General features: G+C 47.9%; 17 protein-coding genes. 4 read left to right on the forward strand and 13 right to left on the reverse strand.

The window, feature by feature from the left end:
- Positions 1 to 22: 22 nt before the first annotated feature.
- The 3 genes from motB to N7U64_RS10630 all read right to left on the reverse strand — a co-directional run bounded on the left by motB (position 23) and on the right by N7U64_RS10630 (position 1,893).
- Positions 23 to 796 carry a flagellar motor protein MotB gene (gene motB, locus N7U64_RS10620; RefSeq protein WP_318929765.1) on the reverse strand — a complete coding sequence of 258 codons (774 nt, stop codon included), beginning with the start codon at positions 794 to 796 and terminating at the stop codon, positions 23 to 25.
- A complete protein-coding gene (gene motA, locus N7U64_RS10625; RefSeq protein WP_012371742.1) occupies positions 771 to 1,556 on the reverse strand; it encodes a flagellar motor stator protein MotA in 786 nt (261 codons plus the stop codon). The genes motB and motA overlap by 26 nt, the downstream gene beginning before the upstream one ends.
- A 97-nt stretch (positions 1,557 to 1,653) precedes the next feature.
- Positions 1,654 to 1,893 carry a hypothetical protein gene (locus tag N7U64_RS10630; RefSeq protein WP_012371741.1) on the reverse strand — a complete coding sequence of 80 codons (240 nt, stop codon included), beginning with the start codon at positions 1,891 to 1,893 and terminating at the stop codon, positions 1,654 to 1,656.
- Positions 1,894 to 2,053: 160 nt separating this feature from the next.
- Between N7U64_RS10630 and N7U64_RS10635 the strand changes: the two genes are divergently transcribed.
- On the forward strand, positions 2,054 to 3,445 hold the full coding sequence (locus tag N7U64_RS10635) for a TrkH family potassium uptake protein (RefSeq protein WP_012371740.1): 1,392 nt from the start codon (positions 2,054 to 2,056) through the stop codon (positions 3,443 to 3,445).
- Between the two features lie 63 nt (positions 3,446 to 3,508).
- Here the strand turns inward: N7U64_RS10635 and N7U64_RS10640 are convergent, their stop codons facing one another.
- Genes N7U64_RS10640 through N7U64_RS10650 form a run of 3 tightly spaced genes read right to left on the reverse strand, consistent with a single transcriptional unit; the run spans position 3,509 to position 7,475 of the window.
- Entirely contained in the window at positions 3,509 to 4,252 is a 744-nt protein-coding gene (locus N7U64_RS10640) for a sugar nucleotide-binding protein (RefSeq protein WP_012371739.1), read from the reverse strand.
- Complete coding sequence (locus tag N7U64_RS10645; RefSeq protein ID WP_318929766.1) at positions 4,249 to 5,334, reverse strand: SDR family oxidoreductase; 1,086 nt, start codon at positions 5,332 to 5,334, stop codon at positions 4,249 to 4,251. The genes N7U64_RS10640 and N7U64_RS10645 overlap by 4 nt, the downstream gene beginning before the upstream one ends.
- Complete coding sequence (locus N7U64_RS10650; RefSeq protein WP_290828132.1) at positions 5,331 to 7,475, reverse strand: ATP-binding protein; 2,145 nt, start codon at positions 7,473 to 7,475, stop codon at positions 5,331 to 5,333. Before N7U64_RS10650 ends, N7U64_RS10645 begins: the two co-directional genes overlap by 4 nt.
- Before the next feature lie 217 nt (positions 7,476 to 7,692).
- Between N7U64_RS10650 and N7U64_RS10655 the strand changes: the two genes are divergently transcribed.
- Positions 7,693 to 8,217, forward strand: a complete 525-nt coding sequence (locus N7U64_RS10655; protein ID WP_012371736.1) for a restriction endonuclease — start codon at positions 7,693 to 7,695, stop codon at positions 8,215 to 8,217.
- Positions 8,218 to 8,389: 172 nt separating this feature from the next.
- Positions 8,390 to 8,866, forward strand: a complete 477-nt coding sequence (locus tag N7U64_RS10660; protein WP_012371735.1) for a hypothetical protein — start codon at positions 8,390 to 8,392, stop codon at positions 8,864 to 8,866.
- Between the two features lie 47 nt (positions 8,867 to 8,913).
- On the opposite strand, the gene N7U64_RS10665 is transcribed toward N7U64_RS10660, so the two are convergent.
- Positions 8,914 to 9,534 (reverse strand): DUF1836 domain-containing protein, encoded by a 621-nt coding sequence (locus tag N7U64_RS10665; protein ID WP_012371734.1) that lies wholly within the window; start codon positions 9,532 to 9,534, stop codon positions 8,914 to 8,916.
- 115 nt (positions 9,535 to 9,649) lie between these two features.
- On the opposite strand from N7U64_RS10665, the gene N7U64_RS10670 reads away from it, so the two are divergent.
- A complete protein-coding gene (locus N7U64_RS10670; RefSeq protein WP_131503489.1) occupies positions 9,650 to 10,297 on the forward strand; it encodes a diacylglycerol/polyprenol kinase family protein in 648 nt (215 codons plus the stop codon).
- A gap of 1 nt (position 10,298) precedes the next feature.
- Here the strand turns inward: N7U64_RS10670 and N7U64_RS10675 are convergent, their stop codons facing one another.
- The 6 genes from N7U64_RS10675 to N7U64_RS10700 form a co-directional block, all read right to left on the reverse strand.
- Positions 10,299 to 11,162, reverse strand: a complete 864-nt coding sequence (locus N7U64_RS10675; RefSeq protein WP_012371732.1) for a tetratricopeptide repeat protein — start codon at positions 11,160 to 11,162, stop codon at positions 10,299 to 10,301.
- A gap of 108 nt (positions 11,163 to 11,270) precedes the next feature.
- Positions 11,271 to 12,395, reverse strand: coding sequence for an alanine dehydrogenase (ald, locus tag N7U64_RS10680; RefSeq protein WP_026827186.1), 1,125 nt, complete (start codon positions 12,393 to 12,395; stop codon positions 11,271 to 11,273).
- Between the two features lie 120 nt (positions 12,396 to 12,515).
- Positions 12,516 to 13,733: a PucR family transcriptional regulator gene (locus N7U64_RS10685; protein ID WP_114596638.1), complete on the reverse strand. Its 1,218-nt coding sequence runs from the start codon at positions 13,731 to 13,733 to the stop codon at positions 12,516 to 12,518.
- Positions 13,734 to 13,937: 204 nt separating this feature from the next.
- A complete protein-coding gene (locus tag N7U64_RS10690; protein ID WP_318929767.1) occupies positions 13,938 to 14,792 on the reverse strand; it encodes a sulfite exporter TauE/SafE family protein in 855 nt (284 codons plus the stop codon).
- Positions 14,793 to 14,899: 107 nt separating this feature from the next.
- Entirely contained in the window at positions 14,900 to 16,456 is a 1,557-nt protein-coding gene (locus tag N7U64_RS10695) for a cation acetate symporter (RefSeq protein ID WP_012371728.1), read from the reverse strand.
- Positions 16,453 to 16,779, reverse strand: coding sequence for a DUF485 domain-containing protein (locus N7U64_RS10700; RefSeq protein WP_318929768.1), 327 nt, complete (start codon positions 16,777 to 16,779; stop codon positions 16,453 to 16,455). The genes N7U64_RS10695 and N7U64_RS10700 overlap by 4 nt, the downstream gene beginning before the upstream one ends.
- Positions 16,780 to 16,898: the final 119 nt, after the last annotated feature.

The raw sequence follows: 16,898 nt of genomic DNA on the forward strand, positions 1-16,898 counted from the left end.
TGTTTTGATTAGTAAGTGGATATTATGGTTTGACCTTTGTCTCATCGAGGACATTTTGTGCCTTGATATCAATCAGCGGACGGATCAAAACTTCGACCCGGCGATTTTGACTGCGGCCATTTTCTGTATCATTCGAAGCAATCGGTTGATACTCGCCGTAGCCGCTGACTGTAAATCGTTTAGGGGCCAGTTTCGGATTCCGCTGAAGAGCACGCATGAAACTGATGGCGCGTTCTGTACTGAGTTCCCAGTTCGATGGATATTGAACGGTATTGATCGGAATATTATCGGTATGACCCGACACCTGAATTTGACGCTGTCCCGCTTTGACGAGCAGATTACTCATGCCTTGGGCAATTTGAATCGCGTCACCTTTGACATCTGCTTGGGCAGGGGAGAAGAGAGCCCGGTCGCGAATGGTGAAGACAAGCCCTTCATTCGTAACCTCGACTTTGATGTCCTTCTCAAGCTTCTGTTGTTTGATGTAGTCATTGGCTTCTTCCTTGATTTTTTCAAGTTCAGCAATTTCATAGCTTTGTGCTTTCGTCCGGGCATCCGTCTTTTTCGAGTCCTCTTCTTCTTGTGAGGTCGATAAGGAACTGTTCGTAATCATGCCGGAGCCGCCGTTAAAGACGGAGCTGAACGATTGGGACATCGCTTTCAGCTTGACGGCATCGACGTTACTCGAAGCGAACAGGACAATGAATAAGGCCAGTAACAGCGTCAGGAGATCGGCGTAAGGAATCAGCCAGCCTTCGGAAATATGTTCGTCATGCGGCTTCTTTTTCCGTTTCATACGTCGCACGCTCCTTCGGTGTCAGATAGACAAGTAACTTATCCTCCAGGTTTTTAGGCGATTCTCCGTTCTGGATCGATAAAATCCCTTCAATCATCATTTCATACAGTTGAATTTCAGTCGCTGATTTTTGCTTTAATTTTGTCGCGAACGGGAACCAGAGGACGTATCCTGTAAAAATCCCGAACAGCGTTGCGATGAAGGCACCGGAAATCGCATGCCCGAGCTTTTCGATATCGGATAAATCAGACAGCGCGGCGACAAGTCCGACGACGGCTCCGAGTACCCCGAGCGTTGGGGCATATGTACCGGCCTGCGTGAAGATATTGGCATTCGCATGGTGCCGTTCGGTCATGTTTTCAAGGTCGCGCGTCATGACATCTTCGACATACTCCGACGGCTGACCGTCGATGACCATCATGACGCCGCGGCGCATGAACGCATTATCGACTTCTTCGAGTGCCGTCTCAAGCGACAGCAATCCTTCTTTTCGGGCTTGGGTCGAAAGGGTCAGGAATTGTTGGAGCAATGTTTGTTTCGTCATCAGTTGTTGTTCAAAGAAAATGACTTTAAATAAAGCCGGGATGATCTTTAAACGTTCCTTTGGAAATGAGATCATGATTGCTGCCGCTGTACCGACAAAAATGATGACGAGTGCTGCAGGGTTCAGCAATGCAATCGGGGAGGCCCCTTTTAAAATCATTCCTCCGACTAAGGTGATGAGCCCCAGTATAATACCAATAATCGACACGATATCCATTTCAGTTGTGCCACCTTTCCTCATGTTGTCCAATCGTGAACGAAAAATAAAAAGAGCAGAAGAGGCGTCTTCTGCTCGGAAATCCAAAAACCGAGAATCACGCGCCGTTTTCGTCGATCAGCAATTGAATGCTTTCGTTTCGTTCGTCACGCTCTATATCGGTTAATACATCGTATTTTTTTAATGCAATATACAATTCGTTTAGAATTGATTGATCCACATGCAGCGATAATAACTCCTCGAATTGATAATATAACTGTGCGGGCATCCATTGCGATTGGCGTTCAAGCCTTCGCGAGACATCTTCAATCGAATGGTCAGCCGTCCTAGGGTCCACTGTTTCCCTCAACCTCCTTTTATGATTAAACGTCGACTTTTATCTATTTTACCAAAAAAAAACGAAAACGTTTAGCAGATTCAAAATTTAAATAGAACAAATGTTTTTGAGGGAGTATGATAGATGCAATTGGGTCATTTCATCTAGGAGGAGTACGAATATGTTTTCTCATAAAAGACGTTCGCGGCTCGCGAAGTTCGGACGGTTCGGGGAACTGATTTATCATCAGTTATTCGATAAACCGGCCCGTTTTATCGCGACCGGTTTTACGTTGACCATCTTATTGGGTGGATTTTTACTGTGGTTACCGATTGCTCAACAGGACGGTCAGGACATACCGTTCATCGACTGTTTGTTTGTCGCGACTTCGGCCGGGACGGTCACCGGTCTTTCGACGGTCAATATTGCCGAATCCTTTAATCTGTTGGGACAAATCATTATGATGCTGCTGATTCAGGTCGGGGGACTCGGATTCATGACGATTGCGCTTGTCCTGTTGAGCGTAACAGGACGGAAGATCGGAATCCGGCAACGCATCATCATTCAAGAGATGTTTAATCTCGACAGTCCGGGCGGTACGATCCGTCTGGCCCGGAACATTATTCTGACGACTGTCGTCGTCGAATTGATCGGGATGCTGTTGATTGCGCTTGATCTGTTCATTCAATATAAGTACACGTTCGGTAAGTCCTTGTATTACGGATTGTTCCATGCTGTATCGGCCTTCAATAATGCGGGCTTTGCGTTATGGGGCGATAATCTGGTCGGTTTTCAACAGGATACGACGTTCATCCTGACGATTTCAGCATTACTGATGATCGGTGGACTCGGTTTTACCGTCATCGCGGATATATCGGCTAAACGGAATTTCAAGAAGATCTCCTTACATTCGAAATTGATGCTCTTATCACTTGTCGTCATCAACGGTCTTGGGGTTCTTGCGATGATGATTTATGAGTGGGTATCACATCTCGGATCGCTTCACGATAAATCTTTTTTTGCAGCATTGCACATCGTCTTCTTCCAAGTCGTTACGACGCGGACGGCAGGGTTCCAAACGATCGATTTAACGACGATGGTCCCGTTATCAATCGGCTTGATGATGGTCTTGATGTATATCGGGGCAGGTTCTGCTTCGACAGGATCCGGAATCAAGGTCACGACGGCAGCGGTCATCTTGAAAAATGTCTGGACGTACCTGCGCGGACAACGGGAAACCGTCTTGATGCGGCGAACTGTCCGGCCGCAGGCAATTCAAAAAGCTTACGCCATCGCCGTGTTCAGTCTGTTGTTCATCGCTCTCGTGACGACGTTGCTTGCTTTGTCCCAACCGAATCTCTCCTTTGTCGGTCTGTTTTTCGAGACGGTGTCCGCATTCGGGACAGTTGGTCTGTCGTTGAATGTCACGGCGGAATTAAACGACTTCGGGAAAGCCTTGATCATGTTTATGATGTTACTCGGACGTGTCGGATCGTTAACGATTCTGTTTACGTTTGCCGCTCAACACGATCGTTTGATTCGTTATCCGAAAGAAAATATGCTGATTGGCTGATTTTCCGGGAATGGTTAAAAAAGTGTCGTCTCTCCCATTTTTTATGGGACGGACGACACTTTTTTAATGAACGAAGGACAGGTGTTCTGAAATTGGTCGGATGACAACCCGTGAGTCGGTCATCCGATCGTCGCGCGTCATACTGTTATCTTCAGTAATGTGCCACTTCGACCCATGCAGGATGTTCAAAGCGGTCACGATGTCAAAAAAGGAATGACTTGCATTTCCGTTTGCCAAATAGAGACCGGGAGTATACGTCGTGACGATCGTATAAAGCGTCTGGGCCGTATCCTCTAGAAAAGCACAGGAAGGATACCACTGTGTGCTGGCGGGAATTGGACCTGCGATAGCATGGCGTTCCAAATAATCAATCATATTATTGGAGCCGGCTGCCTGCCCAATCTGCCAACCAATCCGGACGATGTAGGCATCGGGATTGACCGCTTGAATCAGCCGTTCGCACGTTCGTTTGTAAGCTCCGTACTCATCCGTTGCTGCAGGGACGATTGCAGGATCATGAGGTCCTTTTTGTTCGTCGGAATAGACGGAAGCCGTGCTTGTAAAAAGAAACGGAATGTTTCGTTCGAACGACAGTCGTGCAAGTGTTTCGGCGAATTCAGCCGGACCCATCCCGATATGCAGCAAGAGGTCGGGTTGAACACGATCGATGAACGCTTCCATGACGGCAGAATCAGTCGTAGAGACGACGGACCGGTCCCAGGCGGTGATATCGTAGTGATGGGAACGGAAGACGTCTGCGAGAACGGGCGCGACCGTTCCGTTCATACCTGTTATTAAAACATTCATACGGGTTCTCCTGTCTGCGGATGTTTTGTTTTGTAATAGGTGACAAGGCGGGGAATCAGTTCCGCTAAATCCGGACAGATGATACCCGTTCCGTCCAAATCACGTAAGGCGTTACTCGTATCATATCGGGCCGGATGGACGAAGTAATCGAGTGTCTGCCGTTGCATCTGCAGGCGTTTCGCGATCCGCGGTGTGAGAAGAGACGTGACCAGTCGAAACGGAACAGTACCTCTCGGATATGAACCGTAATAGACGACGTGCAGCATCTCGTAAATCGCGCGGGCACCATGCGGGAACGGATCGGTCAGGTGATACGTCGTCCGGATGCCGGCTGGCGCATGACTGAGATACGTCGTCGCATTGACGACGTAATCATACGGAACAAGATTGACGAGTGCGTTTGCTCGTCCGGCATACGGTAACGGGGCAAAAGGACGGAGCAGCCGTAGCGCATTCAGAACAAAATACACACCATCCCACTTCGGGGTTTCACCGGTCTGGGAATGTCCGACGACGATTCCGGGCCGGATGATCGTATAGGGTAAGGTTCCGACTTCTTCACGGAATCGTACTTCTGCCAAATATTTCGTTTCTTCATAGGCATTTTTAAAGTCGACCTGATGTGTTAACTCGTTTTCAGAAATCGTTCCGATCCGGAGACCGGAAACATAAGCCGTACTGAAATAGACATAACGTTCCAGGTGGACGAATGTATGGGCAAGGCGCGTCACATTCGAGGTGCCGGTGACGTTAATCCGAAAGGCAGCAGCGTAAGCAGTCGCCAAGTCATAAAGAGCAGCCAGATGGAAGAGATGAGTGACGCGACTTACCAGCTCCTTCCGGATGGACTCGGGCAAACCCAACCCCTCTTTCGTAATGTCGCCTTCAATTAAAATCAGCTGTTCTTCCTTGAGCGACGTCGTCTGTAAAAACTGTTCCTTCTGCGAGACGGCGCTCGCGTATTCATGTTTAAGATGCAACAGATAAAAGCAGTCGATTTGTTCAGGAACCAAAGCTAAACGTTCGATCAGCTTCGTTGCCAAAAATCCGGGGAATCCTGTCATCAGATAAGTTCGCGTCATTTTTTCTCAAAATCCTTTCGTGGATCCAGCTCCAATACAATCGTGAACGTCGATCCTTGATTTAACTCCGATTCGACGGAGATGGCGCCTCCGTGAGATTCGATGATTTCTTTACAAATAGCTAGTCCTAAGCCGGTTCCGCCGATTTTTCGGACGGCGGAGTTATCGACGCGATAAAATTTCGTGAATAATTTATCAAAAGCGGTGGGCGGAATGCCGATGCCGTAATCTGTCACGCTTAAGATGGCCTGATCTGCTGTTTTTTCCAAACGGACATCAATATGATCAGCGGCAGGGGAATACTTAATGGCATTGGACAACAGGTTGATGATGACTTGTTTGACCTTGTCTTCATCGGCAAAAATAAGGATCGGGTCATCATCCGTCACAGCATGGATCGTATGAGTCTCTGCTGTCTCCCCGAAGGTTTCGATCGTTTCTTCCAACAATTGGCGTAACGAAAATGGTTTAAAGGCATAATCCTGTTTGCCGCCTTCCATGCGTTGGATGTCTAAGAAATCATTGAGAAGATTCGTCAGGCGTTTCGCTTCTTCATGGACGATTTCCACATACCGCGTCGTTTTTTCAGGTGTCGGTTGCCGGTAACGCAACAGTTCCATGAAACCAAGGATAGATGAGAGCGGTGTCCGTAATTCATGTGAGACGGTGCTGATCAGTTCATCTTTGACGTGATCCATTTTCTGTTCTTCCGTCCGGTCACGGAAGACGAACAGGAAGCCGTGTCGTGAAAAGCGGCTCCGTTCTTTTTTGATCGAGGTCGCATAAAATTCAAAGTAATGATGACCGGATTCATCCGGTTGCTGCAAGGTGAAGCGGAAGGAGATCTCGGAATGTTTCCCTGCCAACAATTCCTCGACCTGCTGCAGCATGGCGTACCGTGTCGCTAAATCGAGATTCGGAATCATGCTGATCCGTTCCTGGATTTTACTTGGCGCGATACCCGGTACATCCAGCAGCTTGCGTGCTTTGACGTTCATATAGGTAAAACTGCCGTCTTCCCCGGTCAGTAAAAAACCTTCATTGGAAGCTTGGAGAATCGACTGTGTGATATCGCGTTGGCGCATGATGGCATTTTTTTCACGTTCTAACATCTTTTCGATTTTCTTTTGTTCGGTCATGTCGCGAACGACGGCGACGCGCATGCGGGTCTTTTCGTAGGTGATTTCACGGGGAAAGACTTCAATTTCGACAGAAGTGCCGTCCGCCCGCCGCCCGATGACTTCATACGGTTCTTCATGATGCTTCATGATTCGCTGAGTGACGGAGTTCTGAAACTCGGGTTGGATAAAGTCGAGAATCTGATGACCTTTCATCAGTTCGAGTCGGGTCCGGAAAATAATTTCCGCCGCCCGGTTCGCATCGAGAATGACGCCGTTATCATGAAAGATGACGGCTTCAAGAACCGATTCGGCAATCAGACGGAAACGCCGTTCACTTTTCGCGAGATGCAGCTCGACTTGCTTTTGAGAACTGATATCCGTGATGAATAAAAAGAAACCGCCATTTTGGAGACGCGTCATATACAGGCGGCCGTAAAAATAAGAACCGTCTGTCCGGTGATACGTCCAGTCATTTTCTGTATCCCGTCCGTGTAACAAGAGAATATCTTCATCGGACAAGTTTTTTAGATTTAACTGTTCAAGATGTTGTTTCCGGAGTTGGAATTCTTCCGGATCATGAATCGAGATCGGTGTCATCTCCTGAGGCAGCGCAGCGGGATCGACGCCGAACATCGTGCCGGCTGTCTCGTTGATGGCGGTGATGCGGAAATCCGGATCTGTCACGAGAATCGCGGCATCAATCGTTGAATTCAATAGTTGGTGGAGATCAAGTGACTTGATCGTGACTAAAAAGAAATCCGTCTGCTCGACCGGAGAAATCGTCAACGTGTATGGAAGCGAGACGACTTGAATCCGGCTTGAAATCGGGAAAAGTGTATCCTCCAGTAAGAAGAATGAAGAAAGCGATGTATCAGCTGATGACAGCTGGAACTGATTATGAAATGCAGGGTTCGCAAAGTCGATGATACCAAGTCGATCCACTAACACGACAGGCTCTTCGAGAGCGCGCAACGTTGCATGGATGACTCTGCTGGAAGAAGGAGATGAATGTTCTGCCATGAGCTGCCTCCTTAAAAGAAATGAGCGGTAGACGAATGTGTACAAAAAAGTCAGTAAGGTGACGTATTCTCTATATATTCTCCATCCCATGACGTCGTTCCTATCACTTACGCAAGACAGGCACGAATTTAGTATGATGAATATAGAGAACGAATCCGACTACGGACGGGTGTGACACGTAAACCGACGAGCGGACTCGGAAGGGCGGAACAAAACGATGCAAACACATACGAAACGAAGAATGATTGCCTTCTTATTTGCAGGAGGCGGGGGAGCCGCTGCTTATTTTTTTTCGAGTTCTTGGGAACCTTTAATCTTGATTGTCAGTATAGTAGGGTGTACACTCTTTTTAATCCTTTCCTTCCTGACACCGTCACTCGCCAATCGGCTGGACCGGATGGAAGGACGAGAGTTTGAGGAATGGTTGGTCGAGCTTTTTGAAAAAGCCGGGTATCGTGTCGAGTTGACACCGGCCTCACGTGATTTCGGAGCAGATTTATTGATTGAAGACGCACAAGGGTATAGGATTGCGATTCAAGCGAAACGATATGGTTCGGTCGTAGGACTCGAAGCCGTTCAACAAGTGGCGGCGGCCGTCCCGTTTTACGGTATGGATGAAGGATGGGTCGTGACGAACTCGACCTATACGGAAGCCGCGTATCGTCTGGCAGAACCGAATCAGGTTCGGTTGATTGATCGGAACGAATTACTGGAATTTGCTCATGAAATTGGCTTTCGCTAATGTTGTCGAATGATTGTCGACAAAAGGGGGTTGTCAATTTGTTCAAACGGTGCAATAATCATTTTCGTTAACGAAATATCAGTCAGATAAAGAAAATCAAAATTATACGGAATGTCTAAATATACTGGGGACGAAATACCAGCACTTTTTAGCAGTGAGAGGAGAATTTCTGTTGCGCAAAGTTGTCTATGTGCAGGGTTGCGTTTTTTCGCAAGGTCATGCCGCGATTTATGATGAATCCCACCAAATGATTGGGGCGGTTCAACACGACGATACAGGTCGTGTTCAAGTAATGAATGGTGAAGGTAGAGGGGTAGCGTTTGGTAAGTTCATCCCGACATGCAAGAAATGGGTCGTGATGAACCACGATGGTCAAGAAGTAGGTCAAATGCGTGAGAAATTTTCACTCTTCTCGAAGAAATGTGAGTACAACGTTTACGAACGAGGTACGTACACCATTTCCTTCGACCTGACAAAAGGAAAATTCTCAGTACGGAGTTCAGCGGGAGAAGTCGTCGCAGAATTGCTGCAAGACGGCGATGAATACCGTCTCGTCAAAGATGCGGATAAGCTTTCGATGTACGAATTACTCTCGGTTCTAAAGAGCCTGACGAATAACGTCAACTACAAGTCACTTACAGCAGTCTAAAATAAAAAAGATGTCCGGCCATCGATGATGACCGGACATCTTTTTTATTAAGTTTGTAAGACATGTTGAAGACGTTGCTTCGCTTCGTGCGTCAGATGCGATATACGGCGCGCATAGAGGCACAGTTGGAGAACGTGGACAGTTTCAGGGCGGTAGGCGTTGATGCGCTCTAAGGACCGTCTCAAGCGTTTTTCCGTCAACTCGATCGGACCGCTTGTTTCCGCATGTTGTGTATACACAAGATAGAAGTCAAGCGGACTGATTAAATCATCTTCATCAATGTTTGGATTTTTGAAGACAATCGTCAATAATTCACGTGTTTCCTCCAGGGAAAACAAATGCTTTAAATCATCCAGTAAGTAAATGATGGCAGCCTGGTTAATGGAATACTTCTTACCCCGGTGCGGAACGCCGATGATGTCACGGACTTCGCGCTTCGTCCAATTTTGAATCGTCGTTGCTGACATATGTTCCCCGATCAATGCATTGGCAAGGTGAACGATTTCATTAATGGATAAACCGTTTTTGGAAGGATCGAACTGTTTGAGACGGGTCATTACTTTCGGCAGATCGGCCTCATCTTCTGACACAAGTGTCCCGATTCCTTTGCCTTCTTTTAAACGAAGCAGGCAACTGGATAACGTTTGTACTGCTTGAGCATCATACATGCAGAATACTTCCTCTCTAGAACGTCATTTGACCTTATGTTAACAAATGAAGGTTCGAAAGAGCAAACGCCAATTGAACGAAGTACAATGAAACTATCAAAAAAGGGGGATTCGTATGGAGTGGATTGCTGCAGTCGGAACAATCGTCATCGTTGGAATCGTCTTAGCCCTTCTCGAATGGACGGGAAAAAAATTGCAGATGCAACCCGAGACGATACGGAAGTGGATTCATATCGCGGTCGGGCACTGGGTGTTTTTAGCCCTCGCTTGGATGGAGCATTGGTATGTCGCCATCACACCGCTGCTTTTTTTCACACTGATCAATTGGATTACATTGAAACGAGGGACCGGGCGGATGAATCAGGTGGAACGGGTTTCGTATGGAACAGTGTATTACCCGATGGCCTTGGCCCTGCTGGTTCTGTTCTTTTTCGAACAGGAACCGATGGCGCTTGTCGCAGGAAGTATGGTCCTTGCCTGGGGAGACGGATTAGCCGCCCTCGTCGGAAAACGCTTTGGGAAAACATTCTACACCCGCGGAAAAATCCGTCGTTCGTTCGAAGGTAGCATCGCGATGTTTCTCGCCTCGTTTCTTGTGTTGACAGTGACCTTCCTATTGTATGAAGAACCGGCTTGGCTTGCCGTCAGTTACGGTTTTTTACTGGCCAACATTGCGGCCTTGATCGAAGCGGTCTCTTACCGGGATACCGATAACCTGTTGATTCCGCTGACGATCGGAGCTCTTGTCGCATTCGCCCTGTGAATTACGAACGGTGCAACAGACAACGCATGAAATACCGGGACCGGATCGTCAGGTAGAGCGGAATGGACCGGATTCCGGCATGGCGATACGTCAAGTCACGGCAAAGCGTATCAAAAACGGTCCGACACATCCGGTCTTTCGTCTGATCGTAGACGGCTGCCCACATGCTGTGTTCGACCATCAGGGAAAGCATGGAATCGAGCCGAAAGACGGTTGCTTCATCCGGTTCGCCGTCCAGTGCCTGATGGAATAACTCATAACGCATTTCCGCATTGTTGGCGGCAATCGAATGGAACACCATATCGTGGTGGTGTTCCGGAATTTCGAACAGCAATGAGTAAAGAGACTCCAGCACATGTTCATCATGCCCCGGCATCGACTGCATCATATCGATGGTCATCAAGGTCCCTTCTCCACCGGGACCGATTTTTTTCAGGTATTGGAGTGCATGAGACGCGGCCTCGCCGAAAAATTCCCGTTCGTGATAATGAACGGCTAAATGACGATGCACACTCGGCTCCTCCGGAAAAAGCGACAACGCATCCAGGAAATGCCGTTCGGCCTCATGTTGAAAGTTTTCGACTTCACTCATCAAACCGAGCAGCAGGTGCGCCCGGACATGATCACCGGTTTCGGAACGTGCCTGTTCAAGTTGTCGACGTGCGGCTGAAAAGTTTTGTTCGTGAAAGAAAGCATAGGCTTTGGCAATCCCGGGAAGCGGATGCCCAGGGTCCAACTGGTGCAGGCGTTCAATTTTTTGCTGAAACAGCTTGGGTTCAAATTCAGACGTCAAATGCGACAACAGATCAAGCTCTGCGAAAGGGATTGTAATCTCATTTGATTGTGCTTGTAACGTATGGATCATGTGAAGACCACCTTATGTCATGTGATATCTTCATGATAATGGAAAGAGAAGACAAGAAACAGCCCATTGCTTCAGCAACGGGCTGTTTCTTGTCTTTATCAGATAGGCTTAAGCGTGTAGATGAAGCACATCTTCCACCGATTTGTACGTGTATCCAAGATCGCGTGCAACTGCTTCGTACGTGACGAATCCTTGGGCAACGTTCAGACCTTTTTCAAGAGCGGCGTTTTCAGCCAGCGCGCGATGCGTGCCTTTGTTCGCAAGCTCTAATACATAAGGAAGTGTCGCGTTCGTCAAAGCGAGTGTCGATGTGCGTGGAACTGCACCTGGCATGTTGGCGACCGCATAGTGAACGACACCGAACTTCTCATATGTCGGATCATCGTGTGTCGAAATACGATCGACTGTTTCGAAGATTCCACCTTGGTCGATCGCTACGTCAACGATGACAGAACCCGGTTTCATCCGCTCGACCATTTCAGCCGTGACAAGTTTCGGAGCTTTTGCTCCAGGAATCAAGACGGCACCGACAACGAGATCACTTTCAGCGACAGCTTCTGCGATCGTATACGGGTTTGAAATCAATGTGTTGATGGAATTACCGAAAATATCATCGAGTTGACGAAGACGTTCCGGACTGACATCGATGATTGTTACGTCTGCACCGAGACCAACCGCAAGTTTCGCTGCGTTTGTTCCAACGACACCACCGCCGATGACCGTTACTTTACCGCGACGGACACCCGGAACACCTGCGAGCAGGATTCCCATGCCGCCGTGTGGTTTTTCGAGGAACTGCGCTCCGATTTGTGATGCCATCCGGCCGGCGACTTCGCTCATTGGTGTCAAGAGTGGTAATGTCCGGTTTTTTTCGACCGTTTCGTATGCGATAGCTGTAATTTTTGAATCGACGAGTGCGCGTGTCAATTCAGGTTCTGCAGCCAGGTGAAGATATGTGAACAGTGTCAGTTCCGGACGGAAGTATTGATATTCTGAAGCAACCGGTTCTTTCACTTTCAGTGCGAGTTCTGCAGTCGCCCAAACTTCAGCCGCTGTCTCGATGATTTGTGCCCCTGCTTGCGTGTACTCTTCGTTTGTAAAGCCGCTCCCCATACCAGCAGTTGTTTCGACGATGACCGTATGTCCTTGACCCGTTAATGCTGCTACCCCAGCAGGCGTTAACGCGACACGGTTTTCATTGTTTTTGATTTCCTTTAATACTCCGATGATCATAAATGCGATCCCCTTTCGCGAATAAACAAACAGTGTGTCACTTCTTCTTCAGTATACGAGAAATGAAAGCGTTCTACTTTATCGGCGATTTCAAAAATACAAGCAATCCTTTGTGAAAAATCACAAAGGATAACGGTCTGCTTTTAGGTATAGGTAGAGAAGGGCCCGTTCCGGAAGCGACTCCATCCGAATACCGGCTTCTTCTTCGATTCTTCGCATCCGGTATAAAATCGTGTTCGGGTGGACATGAAGATGGGAAGCGACCTGTTTGACGTTTCCGTCATAATGAAGGAACCATTCCAACGTCTCGCAAAGTGAAGCGGCATGCTTCTCGTCATAGGAACGCAAGCGTTCGATTTCTTCCAAGCGGACAGTTCTTCTGCGCAACCGTTCGGAAAAAATCGGCAAGAGTTGAAACAGACCAAGACGTTCATATCGTGTAACCGTACTGAGTTCAAACGGAAAAGCATCTTTTAACCGCAGAACGATGCCGGTTTCCTCGTACCGTTCCGGAATCGATTGGACGCCGGTAAACACTTCGCTGCTGGCAGAGATGAAGTTCGTATAATTAAACCGTTCCGCGAGCATCTGTCGGAATGACTGGATGAACGCATCGAACTGGAGTCGTTCATGATGGGCATCTTGATCGTTTGTGCTGATCCACAAAATAAAATCAGTTTCATCATATGCGTACAAAAGCGGTCGGACGGTTTGCTGGATAGTCAGCAAATAGCGTAAACGATCCGCGAGTCGCGGCGTGATGGCTTCTGAAAACCGGATCACCATCAGACGGCTGATTCCGGGTGGCGCAACATGTAACTTAGAGAAGGTCTTTAAAATTTCCGATTCGGGCATGTCTTCATGCAGTAGTTCAAAAAAGAATTGTTCCGTTTTTTCTTCCTGGCGTTTCTTTTGCATGTCGATCGCGAGCAACTGGCGCTGGGCAAGCAACGCTCCTTTTTTTAAATCGGATAACTCCGTTTCCGAAAAGGGAGTGCTGCGGGCAATCGACCAAATATACCCTAAAATTTCTGTGTCCTGTTTGATTGCAATCGCGACGCGGTCATTCAATCCGACACCCGTCCGGGCTGAAATGATTAAAGGTTCGTCTTGCGCAGCAAGATTCTGGATGACTTCGTCTTTCCACAGTTGATCGATGACCGATTCGGGGACGCGCCGCCCGATAATCGTTGCAATCCGGGCCGGATCCGTATCAGCTGTGTGTGTGCTGTAGGCAAGTAACCGGTGATTCCGGTCCTCGATCGTAATGGGAGCACTCAGTGCGACACCAATCGCTTCGGCTAAATCCTCAAGGGAATGATACGTCGCTTCCAACATAAAAATCAGACCTTCTTTCTCTATTTAAAAAATCCTATTGAAGTAAGTATATCTTTGGTTGTGTACAAGCACAAAGAAATTCCTGTAAGTTGTAAATTTTAACAAAATACAAAACGACTCCACGTCAAAATCAGACACAAAAAACCTCCCGACAGTTAACCGGATTTACCGGGGAACTGTCGGAAGGCGAGATTATACAAAGAATCAGCGGCGGACAGAGCGTTTACGACTGTAGACGACAAGTGTCAGCAAGAAGACAAGACTGAGGACAATCAAGACAATCAGTGAAGCCGTATTGAAATGAAGGACCTCAAGAAGAACGCTTGTTGCAACGGTCAGATAAAAAATACCGAGATATTTTTTGACGAACGGGCTGTCGAAATGCGCCAATTGTTTGGCCCCGATCGGTGCACCGAGTAACGCTCCGATGATCAGCATAACTCCGACGAGCAGATCGACATCGGTACTTGCGACCGTATAGTTGACGAGACCGGACAGGACGATCAGTAAAGCGGAAGCAATACTTGTTCCGACTGCACGCTTCAACTCATATCCGGCGATACCGACGAGGAGCGGCGTGATGATGAAACCGCCGCTGACACCGAGTAACGACGAGATGAATCCGGCAAACAATCCGATGAATCCAAGCGCCAGGTAACGGTTTTTCCAACCGGTCTGTGATCCGGTCGTTGTTTTGGGACGTAAAAATTTATTGGCGAAATACAGCAGCAAACCAATATAGACGATCGAGATGACGAGATGGGCACCGTTCACTTCTTCCAAGCGGAGAACGATCGGCGTTGCGATGGTAGAACCGATGATCCCGACGAGACCGACGACCAGACTGTCACGCCAGACCACATTTTTAAGGCGCAAGTGTGAGAGCGTACCAGATACGGTCGAGCCGAGCGTCAACATTAAGCTGGTCGCGATGGCGACGCTCGGGGCAAAACCGAGAATCAGCAAAAGCGGTGTTAAGATGATGCCGCCGCCGATTCCGAAGAAACCGGAGATGATACCAATGAAAAAGCCGAGCGGTAAAAAATAATAAAATTCCATTTGAGACATTCCTTTCACGTTCTTTCATACGGTTAGTATGGCAATCCCTTCGCAAAATGTAAAAGGGAACGGCTCCTTCAAGGGGGTTGAAGGAGCCGTTAAGGGGATTATTCTTTTGATGCCGCAACTTCAGTTGCGGTATCAATACCGGTATTGGCTTTGACAAGAATACGTTCGAAGTTACCGGCCACTTCGTCCGATTTCGTAACAAGTGTTCCGATGATCGCACCTAGAAAACCAAGTGGAATCGAAACAATTCCCGGATTCGACAGTGGGAATAACGCTTCCCCGACGAATAAGGCTGAACCGTCGACTGCCCAGATGTTAGGACTGAGCGCGACTAGAAGCAGTGAAGAGAAAAGACCGACGACCATACCTGTGACAGCTCCGCCAGTATTGAAACGGCGCCAGAAAATCGTCAGCAAAATGACGGGCAGGTTAGCACTGGCTGCAACTGCAAAGGCCAGTGAAACGAGGAACGCGACATTCATCGATTGCGCGAATAATGCCAGTACCATCGAAACGAGTGCGACGGCAATGGAGGCGAGACGGGCAGCCGTCATTTGTTCTTTTTCCGTCGCTTGTCCTTTGCGCAGGATGTGACTGTAGAAATCATGGGCAAAGGCGGAAGCAGCCGATAAAACGAGTCCGGCGACGACGGCAAGGATGGTCGCAAAAGCAACAGCTGCAACAAAGGCGAACAGTAAGTCTCCGCCAAGCGCCTGCGCAAGGAGAGGGGCCGCCATGTTACCGGCAGCATTCGCAGCAATGATGTCATCTGCTCCGACGAAAGCTGCGGCTCCAAAGCCGAGGAAAATCGTTAAGATATAAAACGCACCGATGATCCAGGTCGCATACACTACTGATTTCCGGGCAGTCGGTGCATCTTTAACCGTAAAGAAGCGGATTAAGATATGCGGCAAGCCGGCTGTTCCGAGAACAAGTGCCAAGTTTAAGGAAATCGTATCGAGCGGCAACTTAAACTTATTACCGGGGTTCAGGAATGAATCACCGAGCGGCGTTGCTTGTTTCACTTCCGAAAACATCTTCATGACTGAGAAGTCGAATTTAGCAAATACCATAAAGGAAATAACAGCTGTTCCGGCCATCAACAGAATGGCTTTGATGATTTGCACCCAGGAAGTGGCCGTCATCCCGCCGAACACAACGTACACCGTCATCAAAATACCGACGATGATGACACTTGTCGTATAAGGAATCCCGAGTAATAACTCAATGAGGGCACCGGCTCCGACCAACTGGGCAATCATATAGAAAATGGAGATGACGATGGAGTTCATCGCTGCGACACCCCGAACTTTCGAGGCATTAAAGCGGGCAGCAATCATATCTGCCATCGTATATTTTCCTAAATTACGCAACGGTTCGGCGACAAGGTAAAGAACGACGAGGTAGGCGACCAGGAAACCGATCGAATAAAAGAATCCGTCAAATCCGGCCAAGGCAATCATTCCGGCAATTCCAAGGAAAGAAGCAGCTGACATATAGTCGCCGGCAATGGCAATTCCGTTTTGGGCACCGGTCAAACCACCGTCCGCGGTATAAAAATCGTTTGCCGTCTTCGTTTTACGGGCGGCGAAGTATGTAATGACGAGTGTCAACCCGACAATCGCGGCGAATAGGGCGACAGCTGTATAGTTCATTTCGATTCCTCCTTGATTTGTTCGACCAACCGATCAAACGAACGCGCTTTTTTGCTGTAAAGGGTACAGAACGTCCACGTCATGATGAACTGCAGGAAAGCGAATACCCAAGCTCCTGTAATATCACCAAGCAACGGCCGATTCAAGAAGGTAAAATAGCTGGTCATGATAGGCAACGTAAAATAAAAAATGAGACAAAATAGAATAGCAGGTAAGATGAATGCCTTTTTTTCTCGCATCAATTGTTTAAATGATGGACTTTCGACAATCGCTTCAGCAGAGCGTGTTGTTTCCGTCTTAGCTGTTTCGGATACCTGATGCATGGGACGCCTCCTTTGAAAATGAATTTAAATTCATTATAGAGACACTTACTTTGGAAAATCTATCCTAATTTAGAAGGGGGAAACAGAGATATTATACTAGTATTGGTCTTACCAATTAA

This window comes from Exiguobacterium sp. K1 (assembly GCF_033721435.1).
Classification (GTDB): Bacteria; Bacillota; Bacilli; order Exiguobacteriales; family Exiguobacteriaceae; genus Exiguobacterium_A; species Exiguobacterium_A artemiae.